This is a genomic window from Streptomyces sp. NPDC056883 (assembly GCF_042788835.1).
In the GTDB taxonomy this organism is placed as follows: Bacteria; Actinomycetota; Actinomycetes; order Streptomycetales; family Streptomycetaceae; genus Streptomyces; species Streptomyces stoeckheimensis.
Genome location: NZ_JBHUBS010000016.1, coordinates 43,179 through 59,117, shown reverse-complemented (window position 1 = coordinate 59,117; position 15,939 = coordinate 43,179). Strand labels below are relative to the sequence as shown.

At 68.6% G+C, this 15,939-nt stretch carries 16 protein-coding genes; 7 read left to right on the top strand and 9 right to left on the bottom strand.

The genetic code is table 11. The annotated features are described in order from the left end of the window. Positions 1–3: 3 nt before the first annotated feature. From ACFRU2_RS31325 to ACFRU2_RS31315, 3 genes are all read right to left on the bottom strand, one after another. Entirely contained in the window at positions 4–324 is a 321-nt protein-coding gene (locus ACFRU2_RS31325; RefSeq protein ID WP_382978495.1) for a hypothetical protein, read from the bottom strand. 84 nt (positions 325–408) lie between these two features. After that, the gene (locus ACFRU2_RS31320; protein WP_382978492.1) at positions 409–1,401 is read right to left on the bottom strand and encodes an NlpC/P60 family protein; all 993 of its coding nucleotides are present in this window, start codon (positions 1,399–1,401) and stop codon (positions 409–411) included. A 9-nt stretch (positions 1,402–1,410) separates the two neighbouring features. After that, a complete protein-coding gene (locus ACFRU2_RS31315; protein ID WP_382978489.1) occupies positions 1,411–2,037 on the bottom strand; it encodes a hypothetical protein in 627 nt (208 codons plus the stop codon). Between the two features lie 969 nt (positions 2,038–3,006). Here ACFRU2_RS31315 and ACFRU2_RS31310 point away from each other — a divergent pair. From ACFRU2_RS31310 to ACFRU2_RS31290, 5 genes are all read left to right on the top strand, one after another. After that, complete coding sequence (locus ACFRU2_RS31310) at positions 3,007–3,519, top strand: XRE family transcriptional regulator (protein ID WP_382978486.1); 513 nt, start codon at positions 3,007–3,009, stop codon at positions 3,517–3,519. A gap of 164 nt (positions 3,520–3,683) precedes the next feature. Beyond that, positions 3,684–4,376 carry a hypothetical protein gene (locus ACFRU2_RS31305; protein WP_382978484.1) on the top strand — a complete coding sequence of 231 codons (693 nt, stop codon included), beginning with the start codon at positions 3,684–3,686 and terminating at the stop codon, positions 4,374–4,376. 1 nt (position 4,377) lies between these two features. Continuing rightward, the gene (locus ACFRU2_RS31300) at positions 4,378–5,541 is read left to right on the top strand and encodes an MAB_1171c family putative transporter (protein ID WP_382978481.1); all 1,164 of its coding nucleotides are present in this window, start codon (positions 4,378–4,380) and stop codon (positions 5,539–5,541) included. 223 nt (positions 5,542–5,764) lie between these two features. Then, the gene (locus ACFRU2_RS31295) at positions 5,765–6,496 is read left to right on the top strand and encodes a hypothetical protein (RefSeq protein ID WP_382978478.1); all 732 of its coding nucleotides are present in this window, start codon (positions 5,765–5,767) and stop codon (positions 6,494–6,496) included. After that, complete coding sequence (locus tag ACFRU2_RS31290) at positions 6,486–7,694, top strand: hypothetical protein (RefSeq protein ID WP_382978475.1); 1,209 nt, start codon at positions 6,486–6,488, stop codon at positions 7,692–7,694. The genes ACFRU2_RS31295 and ACFRU2_RS31290 overlap by 11 nt, the downstream gene beginning before the upstream one ends. Positions 7,695–8,436: 742 nt before the next feature. Here the strand turns inward: ACFRU2_RS31290 and ACFRU2_RS31285 are convergent. Beyond that, entirely contained in the window at positions 8,437–8,808 is a 372-nt protein-coding gene (locus tag ACFRU2_RS31285) for a helix-turn-helix domain-containing protein (protein WP_327258087.1), read from the bottom strand. An 889-nt stretch (positions 8,809–9,697) separates the two neighbouring features. Between ACFRU2_RS31285 and ACFRU2_RS31280 the strand changes: the two genes are divergently transcribed. Together ACFRU2_RS31280 and ACFRU2_RS31275 are read left to right on the top strand one after the other, a co-directional pair. Continuing rightward, entirely contained in the window at positions 9,698–10,405 is a 708-nt protein-coding gene (locus tag ACFRU2_RS31280; protein ID WP_382978474.1) for a hypothetical protein, read from the top strand. Continuing rightward, positions 10,405–11,619 (top strand): hypothetical protein, encoded by a 1,215-nt coding sequence (locus tag ACFRU2_RS31275; protein ID WP_382978471.1) that lies wholly within the window; start codon positions 10,405–10,407, stop codon positions 11,617–11,619. Before ACFRU2_RS31280 ends, ACFRU2_RS31275 begins: the two co-directional genes overlap by 1 nt. A gap of 288 nt (positions 11,620–11,907) precedes the next feature. Here the strand turns inward: ACFRU2_RS31275 and ACFRU2_RS31270 are convergent, their stop codons facing one another. The 5 genes from ACFRU2_RS31270 to ACFRU2_RS31250 form a co-directional block, all read right to left on the bottom strand. Next, the gene (locus ACFRU2_RS31270; RefSeq protein ID WP_382978469.1) at positions 11,908–12,516 is read right to left on the bottom strand and encodes an NUDIX domain-containing protein; all 609 of its coding nucleotides are present in this window, start codon (positions 12,514–12,516) and stop codon (positions 11,908–11,910) included. Continuing rightward, positions 12,513–13,160: a hypothetical protein gene (locus ACFRU2_RS31265; RefSeq protein WP_382978468.1), complete on the bottom strand. Its 648-nt coding sequence runs from the start codon at positions 13,158–13,160 to the stop codon at positions 12,513–12,515. Before ACFRU2_RS31265 ends, ACFRU2_RS31270 begins: the two co-directional genes overlap by 4 nt. Positions 13,161–13,273: 113 nt before the next feature. Continuing rightward, the gene (locus tag ACFRU2_RS31260) at positions 13,274–13,873 is read right to left on the bottom strand and encodes a C39 family peptidase (RefSeq protein ID WP_382978465.1); all 600 of its coding nucleotides are present in this window, start codon (positions 13,871–13,873) and stop codon (positions 13,274–13,276) included. Continuing rightward, positions 13,866–14,864 (bottom strand): threonine/serine dehydratase, encoded by a 999-nt coding sequence (locus tag ACFRU2_RS31255; RefSeq protein WP_382978463.1) that lies wholly within the window; start codon positions 14,862–14,864, stop codon positions 13,866–13,868. Before ACFRU2_RS31255 ends, ACFRU2_RS31260 begins: the two co-directional genes overlap by 8 nt. Continuing rightward, on the bottom strand, positions 14,861–15,820 hold the full coding sequence (locus ACFRU2_RS31250) for a D-alanine--D-alanine ligase (protein ID WP_382978460.1): 960 nt from the start codon (positions 15,818–15,820) through the stop codon (positions 14,861–14,863). Before ACFRU2_RS31250 ends, ACFRU2_RS31255 begins: the two co-directional genes overlap by 4 nt. Positions 15,821–15,939 lie beyond the last annotated feature (119 nt).

Below are 15,939 nucleotides of genomic sequence, written 5' to 3'. Positions count from 1 at the left end.
GCCTCAGATGCCCATGCCGTAGACGGCCGTGAAGATGGCGGCGGCGGACGCGACGAGGAAGATCCCCACCAGACCGCCGACGATCTGGCCCTTGCCGGTGTCGGTGTGCATCGTGCTGTTGCCGGAGCCGACCCAGCCCTTGCTCTTCGCGATGCCCAGCAGGAACGTCGCCGCCGACACGACCAGGACCATCGCGGCGATGACGCCGATGATCACCTTCGAAGTCGCTCCAAGCGCCCCGAAGGGGCCCCAGCTCGGGTCCACACCGCCGATCACGTCACCGACGCTGTCAGCGAGAATCATCCACTTACCGTCAGAAGCCATGAGTTTGTCCTTTAATGGGAGATGGGCCCGGACCCGGAAGAGGGTCCGGACGAAGGGGCGCAAGCGCCCCGGAGGAAAATGCGGTCATCCGATGTGCCGCATGGCGACGATCTGGCCCTGCCACCAGGACATGGGCTTGATCCGCACGTTGAGCCCGGTCCGCGGGGCCTCGATGACCTCGCCGTTGCCGATGTACATGCCAACGTGCTCCGGCACGGCGGCGCTGCCCACGCTGAAGAGCAGGTCGCCGGGGCGCAGCTGGCTGATCGCGGCGACCGGGGTGCCGGAGTGCACCTGGTCGTAGGTGGTCCTCGGCAAGTTCACGCCGGCCGCGCCCCACGCCATCTGCATGAGCGATGAGCAGTCGCAGCCGTTCATGCTCTTGTAGGGGAAGTTGCAGCTCCCGCCCCACTGGTAGGGGGTGTTCAGCGCGGTCCTGGCAGCGGCGATGGCCCGCGCGGCGCCGCCGGAGCCCGGGGGCAGCGGTACCTGGCCGTCGGCGGCCGCGGCCCACTTCGCGGCGAGCGAAGTGATCTCCTCCACGTAGCCTCGGGTCTCGTCGAACGGAGGGACACCCTGGTACTTCAGGACGTTGCCCTCCCCCGCGTTGTACGCGGCGAGCATGTTCTTGACCGAGTCGCCGGGGACGTTCTTGACGATCTCGGCGAGCTTGCAGTCGTAGGCGACCGCGGCCGGGATCGCGTCCGCCGGGTTCAGCGGGTCCTTGACTCCGTCGCCGTCGCCGTCGACCCCGTACACGGCCCACGTGCCGGGGATGAACTGCGCGATGCCCAGCGCTCCCGCGCCGCCGTCGGGCGGGTTCGGGCGGAACCCGGACTCGGCGTGGAGCTGCGCGGCCAGGAGAGATGCGGTCACCTGGGGGCAGGTGTTCGCCATCGCCTTGTCGATGAGCTTGCGGACCCAGTCGGGCACCGGGGCGTCGGCCGCGATCGAGCCGCCGGGGCCGTTGTTTGCGGCCCGCGCTCCCCCGGCCCCGCCCAGCATCATCATCAGGGCGAAGACGAGTACGAGTACGAGCACGAAGGCGGCGGCGCCCGCCTGTATCAGCTTGTTCACGCCGGCCGCCTACGCGTACGGCAGCGCGATGACGCGCCACGTACCGTCGGCGCCGCGTTCGAGCTGGATGGCGACCTGCTTGGTCTCGGTGGTGGCCTGACCCTTCTCGGGTGCGGTGGTCAGCCGGTACACCACCCGCGCGAGCGCGGAGGTGGCCGTCGGCGCCGGAGCCCCGTCGGGAATCGACACCTTCAGGACCGTCGCGGTGACGGTCGTCTTGTCGGCCGTCCACTGCCGCCACACCGAGTTCGTGCTCGCCCGGGGCGTGCTGATCGACGCACCGAGGTCCGGCGAGGCGTAAACCGCGGCCCTCTTGCCCGCCTCCGTGTACGCCGCGTCCTTGCCTGGGCGCGCGTCGTGGCTCGCCCAGGCGGCCGCGAAGTCCGCAGCGACCTTCGCGATGTCCTGCGGGAGCTCGGCCCCTTCGGAGGCGGCCGGGCCCTCGGGTACGGGGATCGTCCCGCTGCCCGGCGCGGGGCCGGCGGCGGCCGACGTGGTGGGGGCCAGCTCCGGGGGCTCCGCCACTGGGGTGCCGCTGGAGCCGCAGGCCGTCAGGGCAGCACTCAGCGCGGCCAGCGCGAGACCGGAAGACGCCAGACGTGAACAAATACGGATGGATAGGAGTTCTGAGGGCATGGAGAATCCGCCTGCGGCTCGGTGAAAGCGAAGAAGAAGATGGGGTGCCGACGGCCCGCCGGGGCCAGAGGACTGCGCAGTCAGGGCATGCCTTCGCACACCGGCTCCCGGGCGCGGCTGGTGAGCACCAGGCCGTCCAAGAGGTCAGCGGGAGCGGAGAAGGCCCTGAGGCAGAGGCAGGGGCCAGCGGCGTGCCGCTACGACGGACCCGAGCCGGCCGTCGTACGGTGCGGACCCACTAGGGGAGTCCGGGCAGCCGCGAACACGGGGCCGCGGGCCCGGAGCGAGACGCTCGGCCCCGAGCAGCCGGGCGCGAAGTAGGCATGTCCCGCCGACGGCTTCGGCGCCGAGGCGGACAGAGCGGCCGTACCCGCGACAGGAGCGGTGTGGCAGGCGGAACGTGACGGTCCGGCGATGGCCGGCACCAGAACCCCGGCGCCGGTGGCGGCCGGGTCTTTGCGTACGAGTGATCGCATGAAAAACTGCCCTTGATCCAGGGAACCGGGCCGCAGCTTCCTACGGCGATACGGCCCAGCTCCCGGTGAACCGCGTCCCCTCCCCGGAGACGCGTCCCGGTGTTCGGGGGATCCCACTCCCCTGAACACCGGCCTTACTCGGGCTCTTTGATGCCGCAGCACATGGCACGGCCCCTCCCCCGACCCCATCCGGCCCACGTCGAACAGCACGTGCTTAGCGGGCTAGACTCCGCGCGCCCAAATCATGAGACGCGCTTTATCTAGCGGGCTAGATAAGGTGTGGATCAACATACGTCGATGCTCGTTGCGACTGCAAGCCGATAAGTCGCAGATCACACTGTTGCCCGATTCGTCATGGACACGACCAGTCAATAAGCGTTCTAGACGTGGGTAGTTGTGCCGTTTAGCAAATTCCGTCTAGCACAGTAGATAATCAAGGTTGGCGGTTCGGGCTGAACTGCCCCCGCATGGCAACGGACAGGAGTGATTCCCCATGGGCGAAGAGAGCCCGCCCGGCCGCGAGCAGACGATGGCCCAGCGCCTCGACTTCCTGATCCGGACCCTGCACCCGCCCGGCCGCGGGCCGTACACCTACCTGGAGATCGCTGACGGCACCAAGCAGCTGCCCGGCCCCTCCGTGTCCCACGGCACTGTCCAGACCATCCACAAGGGCGTCAACACCAACCCCGGCATCGACTCGATCCGCGCCCTCGCCGGCTTCTTCGGAGTCAGCACCGGCTATCTGGCCGACGGAGAGAACTCCACCGCGGTCGAGAAGAGGCTGGAGGAGCGTATCGCCCGTCTGCACGAGGAGACCCGCAGGGCCGCCGCAGCCGACGAGTTCGCCCAGGTCCTGGAAGACGAGAACGTCCAGGCCGCCGCGTTCCGCCTCGGCGGCCTCTCGGCCGGATCCCTCAAGTCGGTCACCGCGCTGATCAAGCACCTCCGCAAAACCGAAGGCCTACCGGACGTCAAGCCCGGCCGGGGCCGACGCACCAAGGGCTGAAACGACACGTCGAGCCCAATTCACCCAAAGCTGCATCTACCTGACATGTGAGCAACAATTTTCAGCCATTGTGAAAATTTCGCCTAAGCTCCATACCGACAGGGCAGTACAAATCCGGCTCGAAGCAGCAGTGCACCTTCCCGCCGGACGGCGAGAGGCAGTCGATGAGCTGGTGGAAGCGGGGCGACCGCGAGTGCGTCGCCATCGTCAACCAGCTGCCCATCCCGCAGCCGTTCAACCTTGAAGCATTCTGCGAGGGCATAGCCGCCCTCCGCGGGAGGCCCCTCATCCTGCTGCCCCTCGACGGACCACCCGACCCAGCCCTGCCCTGCGGCATCTGGCTCGGCCTCGACGTCGCCGACCTCATCTTCTACGACGCCGCTGCTGCCGCCATCCTCAAGACGCAGATCGTCTTCCACGAGATCGCGCACATGCTCCTGGGTCACACCGCGCCCGAGCTCGACGTACCGCAGACGCCCTCCGAAGACGACCTCTCCCTGGCCGCCGAGCACTTCCAGCGCCTCCTCACCCGCACCCGCGGCGCCGTTTCCGCATTCGACCACCCCGACCTCCCGCTCGGCGCGATCATCCGCGCCGAAGCAACCCGGATCCGCGCCCTCGCGTCCATGACCGAAACCGTCGACGAGGAACTTGGGCTGGACCTCAGCCGCATCGCGCACCTGATGGGCCGTAGCAAGTTCGCCTCGCCCCAGGAACGCGCCGCCGAGACGCTGGCCACCCTCATCCACGAGCGGGCCAGCCGGCACACTACCCACTCCAGCTCCACCGAAGCCGAAGACCGCCTGGGCCGTCTCCACGACGCCCTCGGCCACCCGCTGCGGAACACCTGGTCGTGACGTGCAAGCCGTAGAGGTCGGCGTGCTCGCCATGCTCTGGACCGTCACGATCTGGCGCGCGCCCTCCGCCTTCCGCACCCCCAAACAGCGGGCCCTGTGGCTGTCCTTCGCCGCCTTGGCCGTCGCCATCACCTTGCGCGTGCCTGCCGTCATGCACAGTCTCGACGACTGGTTCCACGTCAACAGCCTCTCCACCCTCATCAAGCACTGGGCGGGCATCGTCGCGGCCGGCGCCGTCGTCGAGTTCGTCGCCGCCATCTCCCGCCCAGACCACCACCGAGGGTTCCGCCCCCGCCATTACACCGCCCTCGCCACGATGGGGCTCCTCGCAGTGCTCTTCCAGTTCGTCCCCCGCGAACACGAGGTCGACGACTTCTTCCTGGAACACGCCGGCAGCAGCTGGGCCACCGCCTACTACAGCGCCTTCCTCTCCTACCTCGGCTTCGCGATGGCCGCTTCCGCCCGGCTCTACTGGACCAGCGTCCGCCACGCCACCAGTCGCTTCCTGCGCTTCGGCCTGCGCCTAATGGCCATCGGCAGCACCTCCGGAGCCCTCTACGCCACCACGCGCGTCCTCTACCTCCTCGGCCGCCTCCTTGGGGTCACCCCCGACACCACCGATGCGCTGGCCGACACCCTCACCGATCTCCTCAAGTACCTCTCCATCAGCCTCATCCTGATCGGCAGCAGCGTCCCTGCGCTCGGGGTCGCCTGCCGGACGATCAGGGACTGGCGCCGCCTCCGAAGCCTTCAGCCTCTCTGGCGCGACCTCACCACCTCCACCCCGGAGATCGTCCTCAAGGGCACACTTCTTCGCGGCCCCCGCCTTCGGCTCCATCGCTGCGTCATCGAGATCAGGGACGCAGGCCTCGCCCTCGCGCCCTACACCAGCGACGCGATCCGCGAAGCCGCATTCCGTACCGCGGACGCCGCCGGATACGACCACCAGAGCAGCCCTGCGGCGGAAGCCCTCCGGCTGCGCGCCGCCCGGGAGGCCAAGGCAACCGGTCTGCCGCCGGTCGCGGAGGTTCCGGAGGCTGGAGCCCAAGGCCTCCAGGACTCGGACTTCGACGCGGAGGTCGACCGACTCCTCCAGCTCGCGAGGGTGTACCACTCCCCCATGGCTGACGAGTTCGTTGCCAGACAGGCCGACAGCGAGGTCTAGAATGTCCTATTCTGCGGCGTGGTGTTGGCGCGTGCCAACACCACCCGCGCTCCCTCTTGGGAGGAGGCGAATACCGACTCGAGCTGCATGAACGCTCAGTGGGGACCGGGTGCTACCCCCGTGCAAGTGTGTGCACAGGGGGCTACGGAGCTTATTGGCACAAAGCCTCCCGGTCGCCTCTCTCCTCTACGGATCTGTACCTCGGGCCGGTACGGTGGCTCCCATGCTCATCGCACTGATCTCCGGCCGTAAGTCCATGAAGACAACGGCCGCCTCCCTTATCTGCCACGCTCTCGCGGCACGTACGGCGCCCCAGAGCTACGAGCCGATCGGCTACGACGCGGACTCCGCGAACCACTTCAAGATGTGGGCGGACGAGGCCGAGGACAACGAGGCGCTGGACGAGTACCCGTTCCCTGTCCACTCGGTAGCCCACAACAGGTTCCAGAAGGCGGTCGTCCGCGAGTACCCCCACGAGGGAAAGGTCGGGGTCGTCGACACAGGCCACATGGAAGATCACGTACCGATCGCCAAATCCGTACTGATGGCCTCGGACGTCGCAATCCTGGTCCTGGAGCCCACCTTCAACGAGACCGAGCGCTTGGTGAAGCAGCTGAGTCTGTCCACGATCATGCGGGACGTGGACAAGCAGCGGGCCAATGAGGGGAAGCGCCCTCTGCGCCGGTTGATCATGCTCTCGAAGTACTACTCGGCGACCCGGGACTGGGAGGAGGTCCGGGACGACATCCTCGACCAGCAGGTCGAGAAGGACGAGCACGGGGATCCCGGCGCCTGGCTGGGATGGGAGATCCTGAGCACGAAAATCCCGTACCGAGCTGATCTGTCCCGAGTCGACGCCTTCAACCCTCCGAGCCCGGCGCTCGCCCGGAAGATGGGCTTTGACGAGCTGATCACCGAGCTGGAGCAGAAGGGGATCCTCCAGCATGACGTCTGAGAACACCACGCGGCGCCGGTCCTCGAAGACGAGCGGCGGTCTGCGAGCTGCAGCCAGAGCTGCCAAACCGACGGCACCAGAAGCGATCGCAGAAGAGGACCAGGCGCCGGCGATTTCCGAGACGGCAGAGGAGACGCCTTCGGTCCCCTCCGGGTTCAGCGACCGAGCCCTCGCAGTCCCGGCTCAGGCTGTGGTCGGTCAGGTTGCACCTGAGCCCAAGTTCCAGGTTGTTGCCGGGGGCCGCGGGCAGGGCGGGCACATGCTCGCGCTGGAAGACCTCCCTGACCCGGTGGAGATTGCCGACACCACCCTGCCTATGTCTGACGGGGACAACCACGTCCTCATGCAGTCGGTGCGCGGAATCGCGCAGCTCAGCACAGCGTGGGAGGTGGCGGCAAAGTCCTGCGCGAACGTGAAGTCACGTCAGTTCCACCTCCGTCTCGGATACCTCAGCATGGATGACTTCCTCGCAGAGGAAGCCGGGGGTCGGCTGACCCGGGCACAGTTCTACGCACTGTGCCGAGCCTGGGAAACCCGTACGGCCTTCCATGCCGTGTACGGGTCGGCAGGACGGCTCGAGCTGGAAGGCTCCAGCAGCGACCCGGATGACGCCGAGGCTGACGGTGTGGTGGTTGCCGCCAGCACGCCCCCGGTACTCGACCAGAAGGCCTACGAGGCCTTCGCCCCGGTGCGTGCGAAGCACGGCGACGAGATCATGGTCAGTGTCTTCGAGACCGTGAAGGAGGCCACCGGGCAAGAGAAGCCGCCCGTGCGGACCATCAAAGCGACCGTGCAGCGGGTGGCGAAGGTTCTTCCAGGTACCCCCGCTGACGAGATCATCGAAGAGGCGAGGAAGGCCGCTGCCGCGCATGCGCCGAAGCCTCGCACTCCGAAGGCAGGACCGGTCGTAGCCAGTACGACCGACCAGGACCGGCCCGGTGAAGTGGCGGCTCTTCAGCAGGAGGTCCGTCGTGCCCAGGAACTCGAGGTGTCCATCGAAGGCCTGGCGAATGTGCCGGCCCGCACGCACCTCTCCGCACTGCTGACGGAAGCCCGCGCGAAGGGGACTGGGGACGACACCAGGCATGCGATCGACGGGCTGATCTCCCGGTACCGGAATATCGCCCTTGACCTGATGGAGAGGGGAAGCCAGGCGAAGGAGTTGGCGGACATGCTCGACACGATGCGTTCCGGCTAGACCTGTCTGAGCGCAGGTATCAACGAGTGCTCCACCCGTAGTCGGCTCGCTCGCCTGGCCGAAGTTGAAAAGAGACCGTTTCCGCACAGCGCTGGTGTTGGTACGTGCCAACACCAGACCGCGGCTACCCCTAGAGTCGGAAGCACGGTACCGCCCATGAACGTGTCGACACCGAGGGCGAGTCGAGCATCCAGCCGGAGGGCTCCAGTGGGCCCACCTAGGGCCTCCCAGGCGCCCGTCGATCGAATCCCATTACCCGAAGGTCGACGAAGCGCCACAGGGGCATCCAGCGCCCCTGTCGCCTGTCCTGACGATCTGTGCGCAGCTCGCGCGTGCGCCCGCGTGCCCGCGCGCTTCTGTGGTTGCTGTCAGATAGCTCTGGTGGTGACGGGAGCGACGAATAGCTGAGCCACGAAGTACTCAGCCCCGGGCGGGGGGGCCTCCGGGGGGGGACCCGCCCGGGGAAGGCCGACGCAGTCGGCACTCCCGGACAACAAGACGGGGGCGAAGCCCTCGACATCTGTGTGCTTCCAATTTCTCTGTATGTATAGAGAGTCTGTCTGTATATGCATGCAGAATTGTGCATGGGGGGCCCCGCAGATTTCTGCGCTGGGGGGGAATGCAGAAAACTGCACGGGGATCGGACTCCGACACCCCCGTGCAGTTTTCTGCACGGGGGTCAGGGCAACAAAAACCCCCGTGCAGAAAACTGCACGGGGGTTGGGGCTGGTGACAGGTCGAGCTACGGGCGCTCGGGGGCCTCGGGGCGGGACGGGTGCCCGGGCTCGTAGAAGTGGGTGATGAACTCGTTGGTCGTCTGTCCGCCATCTTCGCGGAACCGCGGGACGACCTCAACTGCACCGACCGCCTTCAAGCCGGCCAACGCGTTCTGCACCGTCCGCTTGGACACCGTGAGGTCCTTGGCAAGGGTGTCGATGCCGGGGAACATCTCGTCGAAGCCGCCGTACCGAGCGCGAAGCCAGTCGTACAGCCACACGGAGGTACGGGCCTCCCGAACGACCCACCCGGGGGTCATGGAGTACCCGATGGGCCCCAGGTGCCGCATCCGTCCCGCATCGTCCGTCGACGCAGGGCGTTCCTTCTTTTTCGCCATGCTGTGGTGCACCTCTCCGATCCACAGCCGAGCCGTGGGTGGTCAGACGTGGGTGCGTCCGGTTACCCTGGTTCGGCATACATCTGGAACGGTCCTCCCTTTGCCGCCAAGCTATCGGGGTGGGCCGTTTCGTCTTTATACCGCCGAGACTACCGCGCAGAAGGCGTAGCTCGGACGGCTCTAGTCGCGTGGCAACGGTGTTCCACGACACTCGGCGGGCATTTGGGCTCAAGTGACGCGCCAGGTCGGGCCGAAGGGCTCTACCACCGCAGCGAGAACCGGGGTTCCCGGGGCGTGTCGAGCTCCGAGGGAACCAAGAGATCCCTTATCATCACATATTCGCCTGATTTGAGACTTGGTGTTGGCACGCGCCAACACCAAGGCGATGCCTCGGCCAGAACGTGGACTGCCGCCGCGACCTGTTTGAATCCGCACCAGGTGGAGGAGCGCCCCGTGCAGGTGTGTACACAGGGGCAGCACCGCGCCCAGGCCCCGCAGTTGGTTGCACCCCCCTCGCCCTGACCACGCGGAGCCCTCAGAACAGCGACGGCTGGCCCGCTGCGGCTACTCCCCAGGCCTGGGCTTGCCGTGATGCCCCAGCCCTCGCCGGCACACCTTGGTCGAGATCCGCCCGGAGTTCCAACAGGCTCGGCCCGCCGCAGTAGCCCTTGTCCGCCCAGGCGGCCATGGGTTCGTCGTCCATCGCCCGCAGCTTCCGGTGCCCGCACCCGCGGACCTTGGCCGCTCCGCAAGACCCGTGGTGGAGTGCAGGAGCCGCGAGCCGGCGCAGGTGAACCATCAACCCGAGCTGTCCCGGACAGACCGGACGCACGTCCTACGGCACCCCGTTCCCTGACGGGTCACCCGTTTGCGGCTAAGCTCCCCTGCCATGCTCATTGCCGTTATCTCGAACCGCAACAAGACCGGTAAGACCACCGTCGTGTCCTGTCTCGGGCACGCGCTGGCCAACCGCAAGCCGCCGAACAAGACCTACGAACCCCTCGCCTACGACGGTGACTTCTCCTCGCAGCTCCGCAAGTGGTACAAGGCCGCCAAGGCCGACGAGGATTTCTCCGAGTTCCCCTTCGACGTACGGCTCGCCGCCACCACGCAGTTCGAGGACATCCTGGAAGAGCACCCCCACGAGGGCAAAGTTGGCCTGGTCGACACCGCGCACCTTGAGGACTCCCGTGGCTACGCCGAGGCCGTCATGGAGCACGCGGACGCCGTGATCCTCATGACCGAGCCGAACCTCAACGAGCTGGAGCGCCTCGAGGCCCTGCCGCTGGCGGCCGCGATGGCCAAGGTCGATGCCAACCGTGCTGCTGCCGGGCGCCCGGCGATCCGCCGTCTGGTGATGTTCTTCCGGGTGCCGACCTCTGTGAACGCCCAGGATGTGAAGGCGACCCGGGAGTACATCACCGATGCCGCCAACGCCGAGGAGTGGGGCGGCTGGCAGGTCCTGACAACCAAGATGACCGAGAACCGCAAGCTGGCCCGCCTGTCGGAGACGAACCCCCCGAGCCTGGACGCAATGAAGTCTTCCGGTATGGATCAGCTCGTCACCGAGCTCGAGAACCTGGGGGTGCTTGTCTGATGGCGCAGGCCGCGAAGAACGCCGCGAACAAGCGACTGGAGGCGAAGCGGGCGAAGGCGGAGGCAGAGGCCAGGGCCGCCATCGAGGCAGCCGGCGCCGAAGACGCCCCGGACGCCGGGCCGGGGGAGAAGGCCACCGCAGTGGTCGCTACCTTCTCCGACGCCAAGCCCGCCAGGCCCGCCCAGTCCGAGATGCCGACTCTGTACGCCCATGGGCGCGGCTCCGGCGGCCCGATGCTCTCTCTCGCCGATATCCCCGACCCGGTCGAGCTCCCTGAGCGCACCGAGTTCTCTGAGGGTGACGAGTACCTCGCCGACCAGACCGAGCGTGCCGTCGAGCAGATGGAGGACGCGTGGGAGGTCGCGGCCAAGGCCGTGGCCGGCGCGTACGCGCGCAGGCTCTGGCTCGTCAAGGGCTACACGTCCATGGAGGAGTGGGGCCGTTCCATGCGTCGCCCCATGGCACCGACCGTGTTCTACACGCTGCTCGACGCCTGGAACGTGAAGGCCGGGCTGTCGCAGATGGTGGAGGCCTCCGCCACCCGCCCCCAGGTCACCTCCCCACGTGGGGAGACTTCGTTCGAATTTGATTCGAACACTTTCTCCCCACGTGGGGAGGTGACGATCGTTGAAGTTCCACAGCTGACGAAGAAGCAGGCCGCCGCGCTTGCTTCGGCGCAGAAGAAGCACGGCAATGAGGGTCTGTCGGCGACGCTGGCCGGCGTACAGAAGGCCACGGGGAAGAAGGCGCCCTCGGTTCGGGCGCTGGAGGGCGCAGCCAGGGCCGTCCGACAGCTCCCAGAGGGCGCCAGCCCCGCGCAGGTCGAGAAGGTGGCCGAGGACGCGGCCAGGGCCGCCGCGAGCGCACCGAAGAAGTTCTCGCCCGTGGCGGTCACCACCACGGCCGAGGTCGCCGATCCCGGCGTCAGCGCAGCGACCGCCCTCATCCAGGGCCACGTACGCAGGGTGAAGGAGGTCAACGCTGTCCTCAACGGCCTGCCGCCGATCCCCGTATTCCAGCATCTGACCGAAGAGATCGTGGACGCCCGTGAGGCCGGTGACGGAGGTGCTGCCCTCACGGCCCTGCACACGGAGATGGATGGACTCGTGACGACCCTCGGGATTCTCCTGGCTGCAGCGAAGATGGCCCGCGCCGAGGCTGCCTCCGGCGCCAAGGACAACGCCGAAGTACCCGCGCAGGCCTCTGCCGAGTAGCCAGCTGGGGGCTACGCCGCAGGGCGTTACCCAGCGATATGGCGGCGCGGTCCACGTCCGATCCGCGCCGCCTCCGGCAGGGTGGCGACACTCCAAACCCGGGCGAGCCAGGAGGAGACCCGGGAGGCGCATCCACGGCCCGGGCCGTAGCTGCCGAGCTGCGCGCCGTCGGCGTGCATGTCATCCGCATCGAGCGCCGGGCCTCCAGCGGGCAGTGGGCGGAGGTTCCCGTGTAGCCACTGACCGCCAGGCCACCACCCCTGTGCCACCCGCTCGGGTGAATAGATGTCACGCCCGGGTGGGGCCGAGAGGGGCGCCCGTGCCGTAGTCGCTGTCCTCCACCACGTGGCGGTAGGTGTGTGCGGGGTCGGCGTCCCACGGTTTCTCGCTGCCGCCGGGCCCGTTGAAGGAGACCTGCCGTCCGGCCTGGAGCAGCACGGGCCGGTAGGCGGTGCGGGCCTTGCGGACGTGCTTGAGGAACTCGGCCAGGAGCGGGGTGGTGCCCTCCAGCGCGGCCAGGGCAGGGAACGGCGGGGTCTCGTACCGGTCGTAGCGGTCGGGGAGGCGCACCGAGTTCAGGCGGCGGCCGGTGAGGTGGCCTCCGTCGAAGACCATCAGCTGGTACGGGGCGGCCTGGGCGGTGGCGGGGTGAAAGTCGATGGCCAGGAGCGGAGCCGGGCTCTGCAGGGCCAGGCCGGTGGCCTCTTGGAGCATGCGCCCGGCGGTCTGGAGCGGGCTGTCCTCCCCGGGGCGCATGTACCCGGCAGGCAGCATCCAGCGGCCTGTGCGAGCCGAGCGCACCAGGAGCGGCCCGGCGTCGTCTCCGTGGGTGATGTAGACGGCGGTCGCAAGTCCGATGGCCAGGCCCTGGCCCTCGCCCAGTTGGGGGCTGCTCATGCGGTGGCCCTTCCGCGGGCCGTGTCGCGCGACACCTCGCCGGTCTTGGTGTCGTGGGACACGGTGGGGGTGGTGTGCCAGCCGTCGTATCCGACGAGGCGGGGGTCCCAGGCGGGGATCGCGAACTGCCGGTAGGGGGCGCGCTGGAGGGGAAAGGCCCCGAGCCCCAGGCCGAATTCGAGGGTGGTGAGGGCGGCCTCGGGCTCGGGAGTACCGAGGGCTTCAGCTTCCACGTAGGTGCCGATCCCCTTGACGACGGCCAGGGAGACGGCGTAAGCGGGGAAGTTCGGGTTGCGGTAGGTGGTGCGGTGGATCAGGAGGCGGGAGAGGCGGTCCAGGCCGAGGGCTTCGAGGCGGCGGCGCACCGAGGCGTCGTCGCCCTGGGACAGGAGCAGGGCCAGGGCCGCGGGGTCGATGTCGTTGGCGCGGTCCGGTCCGCCGTCGGCGGGGGTGTAGGAGACCGCGATGCCGCTGGCGAGGGTGGCTCTCACCAGTACATGCTCATCGCCGTGCCAGCGCTCGGCGACGGAGACGGTGAAGTACGACTCGTGAACCTCTTCCTCAGTGCCCGGCCGGTAGCCCTTGGCGGTGAGGCGGTCGCGGAGGAGGGGTGTGCACGAGCTGATTGCCCGCTTGCGGATCATCTTCGGTCCCTTCTGTTCCTGCCTGGTGTGTCCGGCGACACCGTCGCCGGCAGGGTGTCCCGCGACACCACGGCCGTCGTGGTGTCGCGGGACACAGGCCGCGGGGAGGCGACTTAGGCGAAGCTCACGCCGCGCTCGGCGTAGAACTCGGTGAACACGTTGACCGGGATCGCGGCCTTGCGGGCCTGGTCGGTGTGCCCGGAGGGGTTGCGGAAGTGCAGCTGTCCGTCCCGGTGCCCGGTGACGTACACGAGGTGTCCGCCCTTGCCCGGCGCCGGGTTTTCGGGGCGACGGATCTCCTTGTTGACGGAGGCGATGACGGCGAACCCGTTCCGGACGAGGGTCAGGAGGTCCTCGACAGGCAGGCGGCCCTGTACCTCCGCCTCGAAGCCGTGCTCGGCGCGGACGTAGTCCACGAACGGGGCGTAGATCAGGCCCCGGATCACGCCGCCGTCCAGCTCCTCGTACGCCCCGTACTTGCGGGCGCCGTCGAGGAGGTCGAAGAGGCGCGGGGCGGTGCCGTCGCGGCGCAGGAGCGCCATGCGCAGGCAGGCGATGCCGCAGATGTTGCCGGCCCAGCGACTGTAGGTGGCCAGGTCGGGGGCGCCGGTCTCGGGCCAGAGGGGGTCGTCGGCGACCGGGTGCCCCTGGTAGGCCATGGCCTCGATGAGGTCCTCGCTGGCGTACTGGGTGATGGTCGGGAAGTCATGCATGCGCGGGGGTTCCGTTCCTCGTGCGGAAGCTGCTGGTCAGATCATGGAACATGCGAAGGTCCACCCCGCCGCCGGAGACCACGACACCGACCGTCTGCCCGGCCAGGTCGAGGCGGTGGGCGAGAACGGCCGCGAGCGCGACCGCGCCGGACGGTTCGGCCACGCACTTGAGGTGCTGGAAGGCGTAGCCCATGGCGGCGGTGATGTCGTGGTCGGCGACGGTGACCACGTCGTCCAGGAGCAGTGAGTTGACCTGCCAGGGCAGCTCGGAGGGGGTGGTGTGCCCCAGGCCGTCGGCGACGGTACTCGGCACTTCCGCGAGGGAGACGCGGTGGCCGGCGCGCAGGGAGGCCAGGGTGTCGGCGGCGGAGCGCGGCTCGACGCCGACCACCCGGATTCCGGGGCGCAGGTCCTTGGCGATGACGGCGGTTCCGGCGGCCAGGCCGCCGCCGCCGACGGGCACGACGAGGGTGGTGATCTCGGGGTGGTCGGCGATGAGTTCCATGGCGGCCGTCCCGGCCCCGGCCATCACGAGGGGCGAGTTCGCCGAGGGGATGATGGTCAGGCCGTGCTGTTCGGCGAGGTCGGCCACCAGGCCGTCGCGGTCCCCGAAGCGGCGGTCGTAGACGACGATGTCCGCGCCGAGCGCGACGGCGCCTTCGACCTTGGCCCTGGGGGCGTCGGAGGGGATGACGACCATCGTGGGCGCGTCGAGGAGCCTCCCGGCCAACGCCAGAGCTTGGGCGTGGTTGCCGGAAGAGGCTCCGATGATCCCGCGCTGGCGGGCGTCGTCGGGCAGGCTCGCGGCGTGGTGGTAGGCGCCCCGGAACTTGAAGCTCCCGGTGCGCTGCATGTTCTCGGCCTTGACGATCACCGTCGCCCCGGCGGCCTCGTTGAGGGCGGGGACAGAGATGTGGGGGGTTCGTACGGCGATGCCGCGCAGGGCGCGGGAGGCTTCGACGACGTCGTCGGGGGTGATGGGTAAGGTCACGGCCGGTACCCGCCGCTCAGGTCGGCGCTGGTCAGGATCATCCGTACGAGCTGGTCGTAGTCGATCCCGGCCGCGTTCGCCATGGTGGCGAGGTTTCCGTGGTGGGACAGCCCAGGCAGGGAGTTGAGCTCCAGCCAGACGACCTGCCCGGCGGTGGTGACGATGAAGTCGCTGCGGGAGTGACCGGCGCAGCCCAGCGCCCGGTGCGCGGCCACAGCGCTGGTCTGGATGAAGGCGATGACGTCGGCGGGGAGTTCGGCCGGACACCGGTACTCGTGCAAGGTGTCGTCGCGCTTGGAGGCGTAGTCGTAGAACTCCGCGCTCGTAGGGAGGGTCTCCAGCGGCGGCAGCGGCATGAGGGAGCCGTCGACATCCAGGACCCCGCAGGTGACCGGGGTGCCCTCCACGAACGGCTCGGCGAACCAGCCCTGCTCGGCGTCGATGCGGGCGATGGCGGTGGTCAGGGTGTCGGTGTCGCGGGCCAGGACCATGCCGATGGAGCCGCCCTCGGAGATCGGCTTGACGATCAGGGGCAGGCCGACGGTGGCCAGGAGATCAGCGACGATCTCCCCGGTGGTCTTGCCGGGCTCGATCAGGCCGGTGGTGGCGACCTCGATCCCGGCCTCAGCGACGAGCTTCTTCGAGACGGTCTTGGCCATGCCGGTGGCGGAGGCCAGGACCCCGGATCCGGTGTAGGGGACGCCGATGGTCTCCAAGTAGCCCTGGAGGTGGCCGTCCTCGGCGTGCTGTCCGGCGATGGCGAGGAACGCGATGTCGACGTTGCGGACCTCGGTGTCGAAGTCGGCCGCGGTGGTGTCGAGCATCACAGCGCGGTAGCCCTGGTTGGTGAGCGACTCGAAGACGGCCTTGCCCGACAGCAGGGACCGTTCCCGCTCGGTGGACTTCCCGCCGGTCACGACTGCGACGAGGGGGTTCTCGTTGGGCACGGGGGCCATGGCTGGTGCTCCTCTAGATGGGTGTGGTGGACGACACGGGCGCCGGCCATGTGTCGGGGGACACCGCCGGGAGGGCTACGGTCTGCATCGGGCCGGTGGCGCGCGACTGCACCTCCGGG